Genomic DNA, 18,828 nt, shown 5'->3' with positions numbered 1-18,828 from the left:
TAAGTCTAATTAAATTTGCACTATTAATTTTATTTAGAATAAATATATATAACATATGAAACGAAATAATCTTCTACTTGCGTCAATTACTCTGCTTAGTTTTTCTACGGCATTTGCTCAAGAAACAACGAAAGAGAAAAAAGATTCAATTAGCAATCTACAAGAAGTTGAAATTTTTGGAGATCGTAACAAGAATCAAAGAGGTTTAGAAACAATTACACGTTTTCCTGCAAATCCTCAAAATCAAGTTCAATCTATTTCAATTATTTCTGAAAAGTTAATTGAAGAACAAGGTGCACAAACAATTACAGATGCTACTCGTAATGTACCAGGTGTTACGTTATTTGGAAGTTATGGAGGTATTCGCGAGTCGATGTCTATTCGTGGATATAGAGGAGTTCCTGTCTTAAAAAATGGTGTTCGTATGGACTCTGATTTCCGTACAGGATCTGCTGTTATTGATATGGCTGGTGTAGAATCTATTCAAGTTATTCGTGGTTCTGCTGCGGTTACACAAGGAATTGGAAATGGATTAGGTTCTGCTGGAGGTGTAATTAACGTTACAACAAAAACGCCACGTTACATCAACCAAGGACATATTTCTGCTCAATATGGAAGCTGGAATACTTTCCGTTCTACATATGATATTCAACGAACAGTTACAGAAGATAAAAATTTAGCTTTCCGTTTAACAGGTTCATATAACAATGGAGATAGTTATAGAGATGTTATTAACAGTAATTCTTTCTATGTAAATCCATCTATGGCTTGGAAAATTGATGATAAAACTGAATTTGTTGCTGAGTTTGATTATTACAAAGGAGATAAAACGCCAGATCGTGGAACTATCAATTTAGGAGATAATTTTACTGAAGCTTTATACGATATCGGTGATAAATTTATGGGATATGATATCGATAATACCGAAATCAAAAACTATTCTTACGCTGCTCGTATTACAAGACAGTTAACAAATAATATTAGTGCTAGAGTTGCTTACTTTAGTAACTTCTACAACAGTGACCAATTAGGAGCAACGTTAGCTTCACCAAAAGGAAGTACAGAATATAACATTCGTAATCGTGGATTAGGTCGTTCTTTTAGAGATGATAGAAACTCGACTTTACAAATTGACTTGATTGGTAAAGATATGAGATTTGGTGATTTCAAATGGAATTGGCAAGCTGGATATGATTATACAATCAACCGTTTAGAAACAAGAACTGCAGATGGTATCGGAACTATTGATCAAATTGATGTTTTCAAAGATATTAACCATTCGATCAACTTAACTCCTGAGCAAGAAGCTAAATTAGCTTGGAACAAAGACAAAACAAATCTATCAAGAGGTTATTCTTACGGATTTATGACACAACATCATTTCTCTTATAAAGATTTAATCACATTTGTTGGAGGTTTACGTTATAGCTATTTAATCGATAACCACGATGGTGTTGTAGATCCTGTTGTTGGTTTAGTTGTTTCTCCTTGGAGAAATGTAAATGCTTACATTACTTATGCAACAAACACAAGTTTACGCTCTGCTTTAAACATTATGACTGATGGAAGCAAAGCTGGACCTTCTGTTACAGATCAAGTAGAAGTTGGTGTTAAAACACAATGGTTCAACGACCGTTTACGTGCAAACGTAGTTTACTTCAACATGAACAACGATAACTTAACATTCGAAACATACGAAAATCAAACAGCAACTGGTTTATACGAAAAAGCTGGTAATTTGAGACGTAAAGGTATCGAGTTTGAAGTTGCTGGTCGTCCATTACCAAACTTACAAGTTATGTTAGGATATGCATACTTAGATGCTGGTTACCACGATTCTCCTCAATATGTAGAAGATTCAAGACCATCTAATGCGCCTTACAATACAGCAAATGCTTGGGTTCAATATAAATTTATTGAAAATAATTTCTTGAATGGTTTCACTGTTTCTGCTGGTGTTTACTACGTAGGTTCAAGACCATCTAACGAACAAAGTTTAGATCGTGATGCTCATGGTAATTTCTACGGAGGAAGCAAACCTTTCTTATTGCCAGATTATTATACATTAAATGCGCAAGTTGGATATTCTATGAAAAGATTTGACTTCCGTTTATTCTTTAATAACATTACAGATCAGTTAGGATACAATTCTTACTTCCGTGGAGGTTACATCAACCAAATCGATCCATTTAATATGGCTGCACAAGTAAATTTCAAATTCTAATTTTCTCAGAGTTAAACATATTTTTAGCATTTATTTAATAGGAAAACGACAGTTTTATAAACTGTCGTTTTTATTTTGGATAGAATTGACTAACTTTCGTCAAAATTTTTCTTAAAACATGAAAACAAAAATTACTGCTTTATTGATATTCTTTTGTTCGATTTTTACATTTGCACAAACAGAAAATACGCTAAAATCTATTCCAGAATTTTCTTTTGTAAAAATGAAATCCGAAGGAATTTTCAGTTCAAAAGATATCAAAAAAGGAAAACAAACGTTAATCGTTTTATATTCGCCAACATGTATTCACTGCCAATTAGCCTTGAATCATTTTAGCAATAATTACGAAGAACATTTAAAAAACACTCAGATTATTTTGGTTTCTGAATACGAAGCAAAAGACGCTATCCCTTTCCTAAAAGAGCACGCATCTAATTTTGTAAACAATAAAAATGTAGAATTATTATATGATTCTAATTACGAATTTGGTCCAATTTTTCAACCAACTTCTATTCCTACATTTTATTTATTCGACAAGGATAAAAATCTTGTTACAATCAAAAAAGGTTCTGTAGAAGCAAATCAAATTTTTAAATATTTGAAATAATTTAAAAATTAATCCATAAAAAAAATCCACTCAATTGAGTGGATTTTTTTGTTATATCTAATCGATGATTATTTACCTTGTTGTGCTTGAGCTTCGAATTGTTTTTGTAATTCTTTAATTTGCTCTTCAGATAAACCTTGTCCTCCTTGCGCACCTGGTTGACCTTGTGGCGCTGGTTGACCTTCTTTAAAGTCTACTAATTCTACTTCGAACTCTAATGCTTGGTTTGGTCCAATTTGTCCTCCAGGAGCTCCCATTTCACCGTAACCTAAGTTAGCTGGAATATAGAATTTGTATTTAGATCCTTTAGACATTAATTGTAAACCTTCTGACCATCCTGGAATAACTTGGTTCAAAGGAAATTCTACACCTCCTTTAGCTTCAGGGTTTTTATCTGTACTGTCAAAAGTTTTACCAGTAGCTAAAATTTTACCAGTATATTTTACTTTAACAATACTATTAATGTTTGGTTTAGCACCTGTTCCTTCTTTTTCTACAACATAAACTAATCCAGAAGCAGTTGTTTTAGCACCAGAAGTTTTTTTCTTCTCGTCTACTAATTTTTTAGACTCGTCTGCATTTTTCTTAACCAAGTTTTGTTGGTGATTTTTTGCATACGTATCTAAAATTCCCATTCCCGCTTCTTGTGTAATCAACAATTTTTTGTGACGTACAACATCCATAATCCCTTGAACAATAATATCCTTGTCCATTTGATCTAATTGTTGTTGGTTAATAACCGTCTCAATTTGCTGACCAACTTGTTGACCAATCGCGTAAGATTCTCTACCTTCTTTACCTGCTTTTAAGTAATCGCGGATCCCTTTTTCTAATTGATCGTAGTTGATACTATCAGTTTCAACTAAACGTCCTCCAAGACCTTTGATTTGCTCACCAAGACCAGTTCCGAAAGCATAAGAAGCTTTTTGATCTTCGCTTTCTAATTTGTCTACAGATTTTCCTTTGTTACAAGACACTAACGACGCAACAACAAAAATCCCTAAAAGAACTTTTTTCATTATTTATAAAAATTTATTGCAAGTTTAATAAGAAACTTTCATTAATCATACAAATCTAAACCAAATTCTTCTTTTAATTTTAACAAAATCGGGTTTTTATCTGATAATTTCTCAAATTTTTCTTTGTTTGATAAGATATGATTCGTTGCTTCCTTCTCAGAAAACTTAATTTGAATACTAAAATAGTGATTCTTAAGGAATGCTCTCAAACTATTTCTGATTCGATCACGGTATTCCTCAAATTCTTGTTCCGATGAATGAGAAGTAAATTCGAAAATAATTTCATCACCTTCCAAGCCAAGTTCAGTTGTCATCAAAGCATTATAGGACGGAATATTATGTTCGATTTTTAATCGATCCAAAAATCTTTTCCAGCCTTCTTTTACTTGATCCAATGTAAACTTTTCTCGAGGCAAATCATTTCGTAAAATCTCCTCTTGATGTTCTTCTACTTTTGCTCCAGGCAAAGCCATCTTAAGACTAAACGACGAATTACCATTTGTTCTAATCGGTTTTGAAGCACGCGTATATTCTTTGACTTCTTCTGAAATCGAAGTTTTAACGTGTTGCGTATTTACCTGTTGTGAAGTTTGTCCATTTTGAGGAATAGAATTATTTTGCTGAATTTGAAGAACTTCAATTTTAGAAGTTTGTTGTTCAGAAAAATAAAACGTTGGCGGAACTATCCTATACTTTTTTTTTTAAGCCCGTTTTCTTCTGCCGTTAACGAAGCCAATTGCATCAATGCAATTTCAACTGTTAAACGAGGATTCTTACTCGATTTGTAGTTTAAATCGGCCTCATTACAAATTTCAATTGCTCCAAATAAAAACGTTGCTGAACATTTTTGTGCATGCTCCAAATATTTTGCTTTTATACGCTCACCAACTTCCAACAAACTTACTGTATTAGCTGTTTTCGCCATCAATAAATCTCGGAAATGAGCGCCCAAACCGCAAATAAATAAATGTGCATCAAAACCTTTGTTCAAAATATCATTCAATTGCAACATCGCTTGCGGAATATCATTTTCCAAACACGCGTCTGTCATCTTGAAGTAATAATCGTAATCTAATACATTCAAGTTTTCTGCTACTGAAGAATAGGTCAAATTTTTATTGGTAAAAGTTGACATTCTATCAAAGATTGATAAAGAATCGCGTAACGCACCATCTGCTTTTTGAGCAATCAAATGCAATGCATCATCTTCAAAAGTTACTTGTTCTTTTTCAGCAACATTTTTCAAATGCCCTTTGATGTCTTCAACTCCAATTCGTTTGAAATCATAAATCTGACAACGAGAAAGAATAGTAGGAATAATTTTATGTTTTTCTGTAGTTGCCAAAATGAAAATAGCGTGCGCTGGTGGCTCTTCTAAGGTTTTCAGAAACGCATTGAAAGCAGCTGTTGACAACATATGAACCTCATCAATAATGTAGACACGATATTTCCCAATTTGAGGAACAATACGTACTTGATCGATTAAATTTCTGATATCATCAACCGAATTATTAGATGCCGCATCCAACTCAAAAATATTGAAAGCAAAATCTTGATCGCCTTCTACTCCATTTTCTTCGTTGATTTTACGTGCTAAAATTCGAGCACATGTTGTTTTTCCAACACCTCTTGGTCCACAAAATAAAAGAGCTTGTGGCAATTGATTTGACTTTATCGCTTGCTCCAAAGTATTTGTAATAGACGCTTGTCCAACTACATCTTCAAAATTTAACGGGCGATATTTTCTGGCTGAAACAACAAAATTTTCCATACTATTGGCAAATATAATGGTTATAATTTTAAGAATTAAATCTATTCATTTTTTTTAATTTTTTTTCTGTCAAAACGAATGTTAAAAAACAAAAGGTAGTCATACAACCTAGTGAAATAATTGAAGCAAAGATGTAATTTATTTCAAATAAAAGTCCTGATAAGGCAATTAATAAAAAAATTACTCCAAAATAAAACATAATTTTTCTGGAATATTTTTGTGCAAAATTCCAATTCTCAATATTTTTCATTGATAAGTTTGACCTATAACCATATAATGGATTAATATTTTTTGCAGGAAAAATTAATTGTACAATTCCCATAATTATAAATATTAGACCAAATAATAAGGATAAAATAAAAAAAGGGCTTTCTGTATTCATCATAAAAAAAAATTAAATCATCTTAGTCTTTATCATTTTATATAAAATTAAATACTTTTCGTTAGATTCGTACTTTTAGATTTATTATTTTTGCTTCAATTATACTCAACCTTAAAATGGCTATAAAAAACACACAGGAAACACCAAAAACTCCTAAAAAACAAATCGTCAAAACAATTATAGGTATACTGTTTTTAGTAATCGGTTTATTACTATTAGCTTCGTTTATTTCTTATTTTTTTAATGGTTTTATGGATCAGAGCCAAATCTCTGATTTATTAGATAAAAGTCAAACCGCCGAAAATATTTTCGGGAAGTTTGGCGCATTATTAGGTGAAACATTCATTTTGCAAGGAATCGGAATTGTTTCATTTTTTGTCCCAGTCTTCTTTATTCTCTTAGGAGTTAAAGTTGCTACAAATTGGAAAAAAATTAAGCCTTTCACAACGCTTTATCAAAGCATTTTCTTCATGATTTGGTTGCCAATATTTTTTGGTTGTATTTTACCAACTCAACACATGTTTTCTGGCGTAATGGGATTTGAAATTAATGATTTCCTAAATAGCTTTATTGGTAAATGGGGTGTAATTTTATTGCTTTTCGTTAGTTTATTGATTTATTGTGTCATTCATTTCCGAATGACGTATCAATCTATCCAAGAAAAAATGGAAGAACGTGCGAAACAAAAAGAAATTGAGCGCATAGAAAAAGAGCAAGAAAAAATCAAGAGAGAACAGCTTGAATTAAGAAAACGTAAGGAAAAAGAAGAACAAGAAAAGATAAATAAATTCAATCAAGATGCTGAAAAGCAACAAGAAGATAGTTTATCGCAAGAATTAGAATTGATAGAACAACAAGAGAAAGAAGCAATTCAATCTCATAAAGTAAATCCAAACGAAGCATTTCATCAAGAATTTAAAATTAATCAACCAAAAGAGGAAGAAACAATCGAAGAAACTCCACTTAATATTACAGAATTAGTGGTTGAAGATTTGGCAGATGATGAGGAAGAAAATAATCAAGTAGATTTTTTATCAATTAATGATGAAGAAAATTTAGAAACAGAAATTCAACCAACTCAAAACTCTTCTGAAAATGGATTAGAATTAAAAGTTCAACACGTTGATGAAGAAGAAGAATTTGAAGCGACTTCTGCTCGATTGGTACAAGAGCAAGGTGAATACAATCAACGTTTAGATTTACCAAATTATCAATTTCCTCCTATTTCATTGTTAAAAAAATATGACAACGGAAATACCTTAATTGATCAAAAAGAATTAGAAACGAACAAAAATAGAATTGTCGAAACCTTAGGAAACTATGGAATCGGAATCGATGAAATTTCTGCAACAATCGGTCCTACAGTTACATTGTACGAAATTGTACCAAAAGCTGGTGTTCGTATTTCTAAAATCAAAAATCTTGAGGACGATATTGCCTTAAGTTTGGCTGCGCTTGGTATTCGTATTATTGCGCCGATTCCTGGAAAAGGAACAATTGGTATTGAGGTTCCAAATTCTAATCCTTCGATGGTTTCCATGCATTCGGTAATTGCTTCTCAAAAGTTCCAAAATGCTGATATGGAATTGCCAATTGCTTTCGGGAAAACAATTACGAACGAAACCTTTGTTGCCGATTTAGCAAAAATGCCTCATTTGTTGATGGCTGGTGCAACGGGACAAGGTAAATCGGTTGGTTTGAATGCAATTATCGCTTCGTTAATCTATAAAAAACATCCATCTGAATTAAAATTTGTGATGGTCGATCCAAAGAAAGTTGAGCTTACTTTATATTCTAAAATCGAGCGTCATTATTTAGCAAAATTACCAGATTCGGAAGAAGCAATTATCACAGATAATACAAAAGTAATTAACACGTTAAATTCACTTTGTATTGAAATGGATGATCGTTACGAATTATTGAAAAATGCTTTCGTTCGAAATATCAAAGAATATAACGCGAAGTTCAAACAACGTAAATTAAATCCAGAAGCTGGTCACAGATTCTTACCATATATTGTATTAATCGTGGATGAGTTTGCAGATTTGATTATGACAGCTGGTAAAGAAGTTGAATTACCGATTGCTCGTTTAGCTCAGTTGGCTCGTGCTGTTGGTATTCACTTGATTGTTGCAACTCAACGTCCGTCTGTAAATGTGATTACAGGAACAATTAAAGCCAATTTCCCAGGACGTGTCGCTTTCCGTGTAACGTCAAAAATCGATTCGAGAACGATTTTAGATTCGCAAGGAGCCGATCAATTAATTGGTAAAGGTGATATGTTGTACACCACTGGAAACGAATTAATTCGCTTACAATGTGCGTTTGTTGATACACCAGAAGTCGATAAAATCACCGAATTTATTGGTGAACAACGTGGTTATCCAGATGCAATGCATTTACCAGAATATGTTGGTGAAGAAGGTGGATCTAATTTAGATATTGATTTATCTGATCGTGATGTACTTTTTGAAGATGCTGCACGATTAATTGTAATGAATCAACAAGGTTCCGCGTCTTTATTACAACGAAAATTAAAATTAGGATATAATCGCGCCGGACGATTAATTGATCAATTGGAAGCTGCTGGAATTGTTGGTCCTTTCGAAGGAAGTAAAGCAAGACAGGTATTGATACAAGATGACATGAGTTTGGAACAGTTGTTGAATAATTTGAACTAAAATTTATTAAAAACAGATAGAAAATTAAATTGTATGAAAAAGATAATCTATTCTTTCATACTCTTATTAGTAGGGGTTGGAACATTAAACGCTCAATCAGCAAAACAAATCTTAGACAAAGTTTACGCTAAATATACCAACGCAAACTCGTATTACATCAAATTTGATTTTAGCCATAATGCAAATGGAAAATCAACAAGTCGTTCGGGAGAAGTTTTTGCAATGAAGCAAAAATTTAACTTGAATGTAGGCGATATCAACCAAATTTTTACAGGAACAAAATTATATACAATTGCAAAAGATGACAAAGAAGTAACTATTTCTGATGCATCTAACACAGATGATTTCTTAACACCAACTAAAGTTTTGAACACGTATCGTACTAATTTCACCTACGCTTTAACAGATAAAAAAACGGTTGGAGGAAAAACAATTCAGTATATAAAATTAACTCCAACTAAAACTTCAACAATCAAATATTCGGTTTTAGGAGTCAATACAGCGAATAATGAAATCTACGATTACAAGGAATATGGTAAAAATGGTGATACAACATCAATCATTGTAAAAGATTACGTTCAAAATTTACTTATTCACAAAAGTTACTTTAACTTTGACCAAAAGAAATATAAGTCGCAAGGCTATATGATTACTCAATTATAATCAATGTTAAAAAAACTTGACTGGTATATAATCAAGACCTTTTTAGGTCCATTTTTTTTCATATTTAGTGTTCTATTTTTCATCTTTATCGTGCAATTTGCATGGCAACAAATGGAAAAATTTGTTGGAAAAGGTTTAGAATGGTACACTATTACCGAATTACTTTTTTGGTTAGGAATTAACGTTATTCAGCTTGTATTACCGCTTACAATCCTTTTGGGGTCTATCATGACCATGGGAGGTTTTGGAGAACGATACGAATTAGCTGCAATGAAAGCGTCTGGAATTTCACTTACCAGAATCCTTGCACCATTGTTTACGTTAGTTGCTTTAATGTCTGTCGGATTGTATTTTTTCGGGGACAAAGTAATGCCTTATTCCCAACAAAAAGCGCGAACAATGTACTTCAATATCTTACAAACCAAACCAACGGTAAGTATGAAAGAAGGCGTTTTTATCGAAACCGTTCCAGGATTTCAAATGAAAATAAATAAAGTTTCGGGTGAAAATTCAGAAAAATTAGAAGATGTTTTTGTTCATCAAAATGCACCGTTTGGTGAAAATACGATGACAATTATTTCTAAAAGAGGAAATCTTGCGCCAGACAAAAACGATAATCATTATCTAAAAATGGAACTTTTTGATGGAATTGCTTATACCGATAATATCAAAAATAAAAACTTTGATCAACGCAAACGTCAAGAAAATCAATATACTAAATTTGATACATTAAACTATTATATTGACATTTCGGATATTTTAAATTCTGGTAAAGACGAAGACCCAGGAAACTCTTATAAATATTTGGACGGAAAAGGTTTAAGACATCTTATCGATTCATTAAACACAGATTATAAGAAGTATTACAAAGATTTGAAAACGAATATGTTTAATCAAAACTATTTCTATTCAATCAAAATAAAAGATATTGATACGGTAAAAACAAATATGATTTTTGACTTGAAAGAGCGAAATCGTCAAGAACAAGATCAAGTGCTTAATCAAGCTATACAAATGGTAAATCGTGATCAAGAAAATATGACGTTTTCTGAACAAGAAATTGTAAACAGAGAAAAGTTATATTCAAAAGTAAATATTCATTACCAACGAAATTTCTCGTATGCAGTAACATGTATTATTTTCTTTTTGATTGGATCATCATTAGGTGCAATCGTAAAAAAAGGAGGAATTGGAATGCCAGTTGTCATCTCAATTATCATTTTCGTTATTTATTTCATTCTTAATTTCTCGGCAGAAAATATGGCGAAAAACGGAAAATTAGATCCAACTTTTGCCGCTTGGGCAGCTAATATTATTGCGCTTCCGTTCTCTATTTTGTTTAGTTACAAAGCCAATCAAGATTCTGGATTATTTGATATCAGTATTTACGTTGATCCAATTGTAAAATACTTTAATAAGTTTAAGAAAACAAACAAAAACGAGGAGCATTCTCGTTATCAATAACATAAAACAATGGAAAATAGATCATCTCAATTAAACACAATTGAAGAAGCTTTAGAAGATTTAAAACAAGGAAAAGTTATCATTGTAGTTGACGATGAAGATCGTGAAAATGAAGGAGATTTCCTATGTATCGCCGAATTTGCAACGCCAGAAGTTATTAACTTTATGGTTACGCACGGACGCGGATTAGTTTGTACACCACTTACACAACAAAGATGTAAAGCATTAGGTTTGGACCTTATGGTTGGGCACAATACTGCAATTTACGAAACTAATTTTACGGTTTCTGTGGATCTACAAGGTCACGGATGTACGACAGGAATTTCGGCTTCTGATCGTTCTAAAACTATTCAAGCTTTAATTGACGAAAATACAAATCCAGATGATTTAGGAAAACCAGGACATATTTTCCCATTAATTGCAAAAGATGGTGGAGTTTTGGTTCGAATGGGACATACAGAAGCTGCTGTTGATTTGGCACGCATGGCAGGATATTATCCTGCTGGATGTATTGTCGAAATCTTGAAAGAAGATGGAGAAATGGCTCGCTTGCCAGAATTGTTAGAGATTGCAAAGAAATTTGATCTTAAAATTGTTTCGATTGAAGATTTGATTGCTTACCGATTAGAAAATGAATCCTTGGTAAAACGTATCGAGCAATTTCCTGCAAAAACAAGATTCGGAGAATATGAATTAATCGCTTATCAACAAACAACAAATAATCAAGTTCACTTCGCTTTGAAAAAAGGAAAATGGACAAAAGATGATGTAGTTCCAGTTCGTGTAAAATCGACAAATAGCTACTATGATTTGTTTAGCGCTTTACAAAACGGCGAAACACCATTGTTAGAAAAAACAATGAACATCATCAATGAAGAAGAAAAAGGTGTTGTAATTTTTATTAATAACATTCAAAGTTCTGAGTTGATTGAACAAAAATTAGAGATTTTCAAAAGTTTTTCTGAAGGAAAATCTAAATCAGGTGTTTTACCAGCCGATGAAAAAGATCACGGAATTGGCTCTCAAATCATCAAAGATTTAGGCATCCAAAAAATGAATTTGATTACACGCACTTTAGAAGAACCACATACGACGCAATACGGTTTGGAAATTGTAAAATGTACTAAATTGTAAGAAATAATTCATCACAATATACAAAAGCAGTTCTGAGAAGAGCTGCTTTTTTTTTTGAATCATTTTGTAACTTTTTGATTAAATTGACATCTCATATAAAAACACAATATGCAAAATAAAACTTTAGCTTTAATATTTTTTATTCTTACGAGTATTTCATTTGGACAAAATTCAATAGCTAATAAAATTTACACTTCTGATATAGATAATTTCTGGATAGCTTTTGATAGTATTCAAACTACAAATAATTATTCACAAAAAATAAAATTCATTAATACTTTATACATTGATAAAGGGACAAAAGGTTTAAAATCCTTTATGAAAGTAAGAGATTATAATGATACTCTTTATATTAAACTTATTGATAATTATCCTAAGTTTTGGAATTCTATTAGACCTAATACACTTACCATAAAAAATAAAACAAAAGAATTAACTAAAGCTGTAAAAAAACTAAAAAAACTATATCCTGAGCTAAAAGAAGGAGAAATGTATTTTACAATTGGTGGCTTGCGTTCAGGTGGAACTTTATATGAAAATATGGTTTTAGTTGGTTCTGAAATCGCTACAGGAATTCCAAAAACAGATGTTTCAGAATTTGAAAATGATTGGCTAAAAAATGTTTTTGCGAAGCAATCACTTGATAATATTATTTCACTAAATATTCATGAATATGTACACACACAACAAAAACCAAATGAAAACAACTCATTATTACACCATACCCTAAAAGAAGGTTCGTGCGATTTTATTACAGAGCTTGTTTTAGGAGAACCAATTGAAAAACAATATATTTTTTATGGAAAACAGCACTTCGATGATTTGAAAAAACAATTTAAAGAAGAGATGTTTATAGATGATTTTTCAAATTGGTTATACAATGGAGGACAAAAGGGTGAAGCTGCTGATCTGGGATATTTTATTGGATATGAAATATGTAAATCATATTACAATCAAGCTAAAAATAAAAAACAAGCGATAAAAGATATTATTGAACTGAATTATCAAGATGAAAAAGAAGTTGAAAATTTTCTAAGAAAATCTGGTTTTTACGAAGAAGGTTTTGATAAAGATCAATTAATAAAAGAATACGAAAAAAAACAACCTTATATCATAAAAATTGAGCCTTTCGAAAATGGTTCAACAAATATAGATTCATCTATCAAAGAATTTAAAATTATATTTTCTAAACCAATGAATCCAAAAGAATATTCAATAAGATTCTCAAAAAAAGGAAAAGAGTATAGTCCTAAGTTTACAAAAATCAATTTCTCTAATGATAACACTACATTCGTAATAACTATGGAATTAACTCCAACTAAAGAATATGAATTTGTAATTTCAAATGGTTTCAAATCAGAAGATGGCTACCCATTAAAATTAGACAACAATGAATTAATTATTAATTTTAAAACTCAATAATACAAAAAAAGCTTCTCGAAATCGAGAAGCTTTCTTATTAATAATCATCATAATATTTAATGCGCATAATGTTTACGAGAAACAAAATGCAGAATTTTTTGAACTAATTTCGTGTTTTTATAAAGATTCCAGTTCATTAATAAAACACTGAACAAAATTACTGCCAAACCGTAAATTTGCAAATGAGTTACGACATCATCTGTAAAAAAATAACTCAATGCAACGGCTACAATAGGGTTTACATACGCATAAGTAGAAACTTCCACAGCTGGTCGATATTGCAACAACCAAACGTAAGAACCAAAAGCAAGAATAGAGCCAAAAGTTGTTAAATAAACCATTGCCAACCAATCTTCTGTCACTACATTCGCAAAATTGAAATTAGCATATTCTCCATTGAAGATTGCAACTGTATTAAACAAAACACCAGCAGTAATCATTTGCCAAGCCGTTTTGACCATGATGTTCAAATCTTCTTTTGGCTTTGTAACTTCTTTTTTCTGCTTTTCTGTTACATATTTTGAATACAAAGAACCTAACGTCCAAGCAATCGAACAAAAGATCAGAACAATCAACCCAATCATATTTAAGAACTGCTGATCTGCATCTGCGTGCACAGTGATTGTTTGTTCATAGAATAACATCAAAACTCCAACAAAACCTAACAAAACACCTAAAATCGTAGGAATACTTGAAAAATTTTGTTTCCATTTCGGTTTATCTAACACAATAAACCAAATTGCTGCCGATGCTGCCATAATTGCAACAATTCCACTTGGTAAAAATTGTTCGGACCAAATAATCCCAGCCATATCAATAAACAACAACATAAAACCTGTAAACATACATTGTTTCACTATTTGTTTATCCCACAGCTTGTAACCTTTCAATTTACAATATCCCATCAACATTGTGCTCGCCGCAATAAAGCGAAACGAACCCAAAATAAACGGACTAAAACCATGCAAAGCCTTATCTATAAAAAAATAAGTTGATCCCCAAACTACATAAACCACGAAATACGCTGCAATAATCAGTCACTTACTTGGTTGATTCCCTTTCATTCAATCTCTATTTTTTAAATCGTTGGTATAACGATATTTTGTTCTTCTTTTATTGTTTGTAAAACTATAGTTGTACGCGTAGAAGTGATTCCGCCAATTTTACTCAAATGTTTGCGCATCAATTCCACCAAACCTTCGTTATCAGAAGTTCTCACTTTGATTAGATAACCATCTTCTCCAGCAATATCATGAACCTCTAAAACTTCTGGAATTTCGGCAAGTTGTCTTCCTACTGTTTCATCGCCGATAATATCTACGGTCTTGATAAACATATACGAAAGTAATTTTTGTCCAACTGCCACTGGATTTATTTTTGCGTGATAAGCCAAAATAACTTGCTTATTTTCAAGCTTTTTCACACGTTCTAATATTCCAGAAGGTGCCATTCCCAATTCTCTTGCGATATCTGCATTGTTAATGCGTGCATTATCTTGCATTAATCGCATGATTTTCAAATCAGTAGCATCTAAATTAAATTCTATCTTTTCCATTTCGACTGCAAAATTAAGATTATTTTGAATAATATTCAAAAAATATATTAAAAATTGTATCTTATTCTTGATATTATTTTAAACTGTAAATTAAATTCATTTTAAATTCCAGAAAAAACATCTTTATTCAAAAGAAAAGGCTGCTCAAAATTGAGCAGCCTTTCTATTATTTTAAAAAATTTCGGTTAGAGAATTAGTTTCCTCCTTCTTCCATTTTCTTTTTCAATGCAGCTAATTCATCGATATCTCCTAAAGTAGAAGTTTCGATTGTATTAGATGAATTGTTGTTGTTATTGTTGTTAGATGATCTCTCAGCTTTAACTTCTTCCTCACGGAAAGTTGCTGTATGAGAAACTACTACACGACGGAATTCTTTGTTGAACTCGATAACTTTGAAAGATGTTTCTTCACCTTTTTTGATACGAGATCCGTCTTCTTTCTCTAATGTACGAGCTGGAGCGAAAGCTTCAACGTCAGCATCTTCGAATTGAACTGTAGCACCTTTGTCAAATACATCAACTGCAACTCCTGTGTGAACTGTACCTACTGCATATTTAGCTTCGTACTGATCCCATGGGTTTTCAGTTAATTGTTTGTGACCTAAAGATAAACGACGAGCTTCTACGTCTAATTCTAAAACTACTACGTCTAAGATATCATCAACTGCACAGAATTCTGATGGGTGTTTGATTTTCTTAGTCCAAGATAAGTCAGAAATGTAGATTAATCCGTCAACACCTTCTTCTAATTCTACGAATACACCGAAGTTAGTGAAATTACGAACTTTACCTTTGTGAGTAGAACCTACTGGGTATTTAGTTGTAATATCTGTCCAAGGATCTGGAGTTAATTGTTTGATACCTAAAGACATTTTTCTTTCTTCTCTATCTAAAGTTAAAACTACTGCTTCAACCTCATCACCTACTTTTACGAAATCTTGAGCAGAACGTAAGTGAGTAGACCATGACATTTCAGAAACGTGGATTAAACCTTCTACACCTGGAGCAACCTCAACGAATGCACCGTAGTCAGCTAAAACAACTACTTTTCCTTTAACTTTATCACCAACTTTGATATCAGCATCTAAAGCATCCCATGGATGAGCTTCTAATTGTTTAATACCTAATTGGATACGAGATTTATCTTCGTCGAAATCTAAGATTACAACGTTGATTTTTTGTCCATCTTCTAAGATTTCAGATGGGTGGTTGATACGAGACCAAGATAAGTCAGTAATGTGGATTAAACCGTCAACACCTCCTAAGTCTACGAATACACCGTAAGATGTGATGTTTTTAACTTCACCTTCTAATACTTGTCCTTTCTCTAATTGAGCAACGATTTCTTTTTTCTGAACCTCGATATCAGCCTCGATTAACGCTTTGTGAGAAACTACTACGTTTTTGAATTCTGGGTTGATTTTAACAACTTTGAACTCCATAGTTTTTCCTACGAATTGTTCGTAATCACGGATTGGTTTAACATCGATTTGAGAACCTGGTAAGAAAGCTTCAATTCCGAATACGTCAACGATCATACCACCTTTAGTACGAGCTTTGATGTAACCGTTAACGATTTCTTGAGAATCGTGTGCTTTATTAACAGCATCCCATGCATTTAATGTACGAGCTTTTTTGTGAGATAAAATTAATTGACCATTTTTATCTTCACGTTGATCAACCATTACTTCAACGATATCCCCTACTTTCAAGTCTGAGTTGTAACGGAATTCGTTTAATGAAATAACACCTTCTGATTTGAAGTTGATATCTACGATAGCTTCTTTATCTGTAATACGTACAACTTGTCCTTTGAATACTTCATTCTCATGTAAGTCTTCTAAAGTTGTATCGTACATTTGCTCTAATTCAGCTTTTTCTTTACGATCTTCTTCGTTTAATCCTGATTCGAAAGATTCCCAATCAAATGATTCTGGCGCTACGTTTGCATTAGCAGACGCATCTAATACTGGAGTGTTTAATACAACTTCTTGTACCTCCTCTTGTTTTGTTTCTTTAGACATAATTCTAAAAATTTGTATCTCAATCTATTTTATTTCGGAATCTTCAAATGCAAATAAATGACCGAGAGATGTTTAACTTAATAATTAATCGCTTGATTCCTAAACCATTTTAGCGAGTGCAAAGATAAACAATTATATTTTAATATTTGGAATAATTTTAGATTCAACTCAAAGAAATTTAAGATTTTATAAAGAAATTACACACTTGTTTATTCGTAACTTGTAATCGAATCTCAACTTTATGGATAGTCTAAAGAAAATAAAACGATTTTCTAAAATCGTAAAAGTCGTTTCTAAATATGGTTTTGAAGAAATTCTTTCTCGCGGAAACGATTTATTTCATTCTGACCAAAACAACGAATTTTTCAACCAATCATTCAATCAACGTTTCCGAATGGCTTTGGAAGAACTTGGTCCGACCTATATAAAATTTGGACAATTATTGAGTAATCGAAAAGATTTGGTTCCCGAATCTTTGGTTGAAGAACTAAAAAAATTACAAGATAATGTTCCGCCAGAAGAAATTGACATCAAACAAAAAATTAGAGACGAATTTGGAATAGAACCTGACGAACATTTTCTTTTTATAGAAGAACAACCTTTTGCTGCAGCAAGTATTTCGCAAGTTTATCGCGCAACTTTATTAAATGGTGAAAAAGTTGTTTTCAAAGTAAAACGATCTAATATTCAGAAAATAATTGAATCTGATTTAGCCCTGATTCGAGATATTGTTCATTTTTTGGAAAAAAAATATGAGAAACTTCAAAAATTATTCATTTCTGAAATCGAAAAATCATTTGAAAATTCAATTCTGAAAGAACTTTCATTAACTAATGAATTTCAAAATATTGAACGATTCAGGAAAAACTTCGAGAATAGTAAAGATGTTTATGTGCCAAAAACGTACGAAGATTATTCGAACAACAATTTTCTTTGCATGGAATTCATAGAAGGTTTCAAGGTAAATGATGTTGAACAGTTAGAAGCTTTAGGAGTTGACCCGAAAAAAATCGTACAGAAAGGTTTTGATGTTTATTTGAAACAATTACTTGATGATGGATTTTTTCATGCTGATCCACATCCCGGAAATATTTTTATTTTAAAAGATGGACGTTTAGCTTTTATAGATTTTGGTTCGATGGGAATTTTAGCCATCAACGAAAAAGAAGCTTTAGAAAATGTAGTGATTGATTTTGGATTAAAAAATCCGAAACGAATTGTTCGTTCACTCAAAAAAATGGCAATTAAACATTATATCGAAAACGAAAAACAATTAGAACGTGATATTGCAGATATTTTCGATTATTTAGAATACAATACTGTTGATACGATAGAAGTTCAAATCATCATCAAAAAATTCAATCATATTCTGCAACGAAATCATGTTTTATTACCCGAATATGTTTACATTTTACTACGCGGAATTGCACTTATAGAAGGAATTGGACAACAATTACATGCTGATCTTAATGTACAACGTTCAATGCGTCCGTATGCGGTAAAATTGGCTCGACAAAAATTTCATCCAAAATATTTGAGTAAAAAAGCAATTGATAATTTCAAAGATATTCAAGATTTAATCAACGATTTACCAGAAGACACCTTAAAATTAATTGAAAAAGTAAACAATGATAAATTGGCTTTAAACTTCAAGATTGACCAAATAGATAATATTCAGAAATTAATAAAAGATAGTATCAATAAACTTGTTTTAGCTATTCTTACTTTAGCTTTTGGAATTGGAGCAAGTATGCTTGCGAATACGACTGTTCGTCCCATAGTTTTGGATATGCCGTTACTTTCTTGGATTGGCTATTTGTTATCTATTTTTACAGCTGGTTGCATCATTATATTGGTTTTTAGAAAGAAATAATTTTAATCCT

At 31.8% G+C, this 18,828-nt stretch carries 15 protein-coding genes; 8 read left to right on the top strand and 7 right to left on the bottom strand.

Annotation, left to right across the window (positions count from 1 at the left end):
• The first annotated feature begins 55 nt into the window (after window positions 1-55).
• Both B4E59_RS03415 and B4E59_RS03410 read left to right on the top strand, forming a co-directional pair.
• The gene (locus B4E59_RS03415; RefSeq protein WP_291047235.1) at window positions 56-2,224 is read left to right on the top strand and encodes a TonB-dependent siderophore receptor; all 2,169 of its coding nucleotides are present in this window, start codon (window positions 56-58) and stop codon (window positions 2,222-2,224) included.
• 118 nt (window positions 2,225-2,342) lie between these two features.
• Window positions 2,343-2,831 (top strand): TlpA family protein disulfide reductase, encoded by a 489-nt coding sequence (locus tag B4E59_RS03410; RefSeq protein WP_291051273.1) that lies wholly within the window; start codon window positions 2,343-2,345, stop codon window positions 2,829-2,831.
• A 68-nt stretch (window positions 2,832-2,899) separates the two neighbouring features.
• Here the strand turns inward: B4E59_RS03410 and B4E59_RS03405 are convergent, their stop codons facing one another.
• The 4 genes from B4E59_RS03405 to B4E59_RS03390 form a co-directional block, all read right to left on the bottom strand.
• Complete coding sequence (locus B4E59_RS03405) at window positions 2,900-3,850, bottom strand: FKBP-type peptidyl-prolyl cis-trans isomerase (RefSeq protein ID WP_125349774.1); 951 nt, start codon at window positions 3,848-3,850, stop codon at window positions 2,900-2,902.
• A gap of 41 nt (window positions 3,851-3,891) precedes the next feature.
• A complete protein-coding gene (locus B4E59_RS03400; RefSeq protein ID WP_115001825.1) occupies window positions 3,892-4,323 on the bottom strand; it encodes a DUF8439 domain-containing protein in 432 nt (143 codons plus the stop codon).
• A gap of 209 nt (window positions 4,324-4,532) precedes the next feature.
• Window positions 4,533-5,621 (bottom strand): DNA polymerase III subunit gamma/tau, encoded by a 1,089-nt coding sequence (dnaX, locus tag B4E59_RS03395; protein WP_115001827.1) that lies wholly within the window; start codon window positions 5,619-5,621, stop codon window positions 4,533-4,535.
• 28 nt (window positions 5,622-5,649) lie between these two features.
• Entirely contained in the window at window positions 5,650-6,006 is a 357-nt protein-coding gene (locus B4E59_RS03390; protein WP_286495544.1) for an SdpI family protein, read from the bottom strand.
• A gap of 113 nt (window positions 6,007-6,119) precedes the next feature.
• Between B4E59_RS03390 and B4E59_RS03385 the strand changes: the two genes are divergently transcribed.
• The 5 genes from B4E59_RS03385 (at window position 6,120) to B4E59_RS03365 (ending at window position 13,367) form a co-directional block, all read left to right on the top strand.
• Window positions 6,120-8,684 (top strand): FtsK/SpoIIIE family DNA translocase, encoded by a 2,565-nt coding sequence (locus B4E59_RS03385; protein WP_291047234.1) that lies wholly within the window; start codon window positions 6,120-6,122, stop codon window positions 8,682-8,684.
• A gap of 33 nt (window positions 8,685-8,717) precedes the next feature.
• Window positions 8,718-9,347 (top strand): outer membrane lipoprotein periplasmic chaperone LolA1, encoded by a 630-nt coding sequence (gene lolA1 / locus B4E59_RS03380; protein ID WP_221854525.1) that lies wholly within the window; start codon window positions 8,718-8,720, stop codon window positions 9,345-9,347.
• A gap of 3 nt (window positions 9,348-9,350) precedes the next feature.
• Window positions 9,351-10,811, top strand: a complete 1,461-nt coding sequence (locus B4E59_RS03375; protein WP_291047232.1) for an LptF/LptG family permease — start codon at window positions 9,351-9,353, stop codon at window positions 10,809-10,811.
• Window positions 10,812-10,820: 9 nt separating this feature from the next.
• The gene (gene ribB / locus B4E59_RS03370) at window positions 10,821-11,945 is read left to right on the top strand and encodes a 3,4-dihydroxy-2-butanone-4-phosphate synthase (protein WP_291047230.1); all 1,125 of its coding nucleotides are present in this window, start codon (window positions 10,821-10,823) and stop codon (window positions 11,943-11,945) included.
• A gap of 108 nt (window positions 11,946-12,053) precedes the next feature.
• Window positions 12,054-13,367, top strand: coding sequence for a gliding motility protein GldB-related protein (locus B4E59_RS03365; RefSeq protein WP_219034404.1), 1,314 nt, complete (start codon window positions 12,054-12,056; stop codon window positions 13,365-13,367).
• A 56-nt stretch (window positions 13,368-13,423) separates the two neighbouring features.
• Here B4E59_RS03365 and B4E59_RS03360 read toward each other — a convergent pair whose 3' ends face one another.
• From B4E59_RS03360 to rpsA, 3 genes are all read right to left on the bottom strand, one after another.
• Complete coding sequence (locus B4E59_RS03360) at window positions 13,424-14,383, bottom strand: EamA family transporter (RefSeq protein ID WP_291047227.1); 960 nt, start codon at window positions 14,381-14,383, stop codon at window positions 13,424-13,426.
• 62 nt (window positions 14,384-14,445) lie between these two features.
• On the bottom strand, window positions 14,446-14,922 hold the full coding sequence (locus tag B4E59_RS03355) for an Lrp/AsnC family transcriptional regulator (protein WP_038332665.1): 477 nt from the start codon (window positions 14,920-14,922) through the stop codon (window positions 14,446-14,448).
• A gap of 193 nt (window positions 14,923-15,115) precedes the next feature.
• The gene (rpsA, locus tag B4E59_RS03350; protein WP_219034405.1) at window positions 15,116-16,945 is read right to left on the bottom strand and encodes a 30S ribosomal protein S1; all 1,830 of its coding nucleotides are present in this window, start codon (window positions 16,943-16,945) and stop codon (window positions 15,116-15,118) included.
• A gap of 241 nt (window positions 16,946-17,186) precedes the next feature.
• Between rpsA and B4E59_RS03345 the strand changes: the two genes are divergently transcribed.
• Window positions 17,187-18,818, top strand: a complete 1,632-nt coding sequence (locus B4E59_RS03345) for an ABC1 kinase family protein (RefSeq protein WP_291047223.1) — start codon at window positions 17,187-17,189, stop codon at window positions 18,816-18,818.
• Window positions 18,819-18,828 lie beyond the last annotated feature (10 nt).

The organism is Empedobacter sp. UBA2044 (assembly GCF_002333005.1).
In the GTDB taxonomy this organism is placed as follows: Bacteria; Bacteroidota; Bacteroidia; order Flavobacteriales; family Weeksellaceae; genus Empedobacter; species Empedobacter falsenii_B.
Note: the sequence above shows the minus strand (reverse complement) of the source record. Positions and strands in the feature narration are given on the sequence as shown.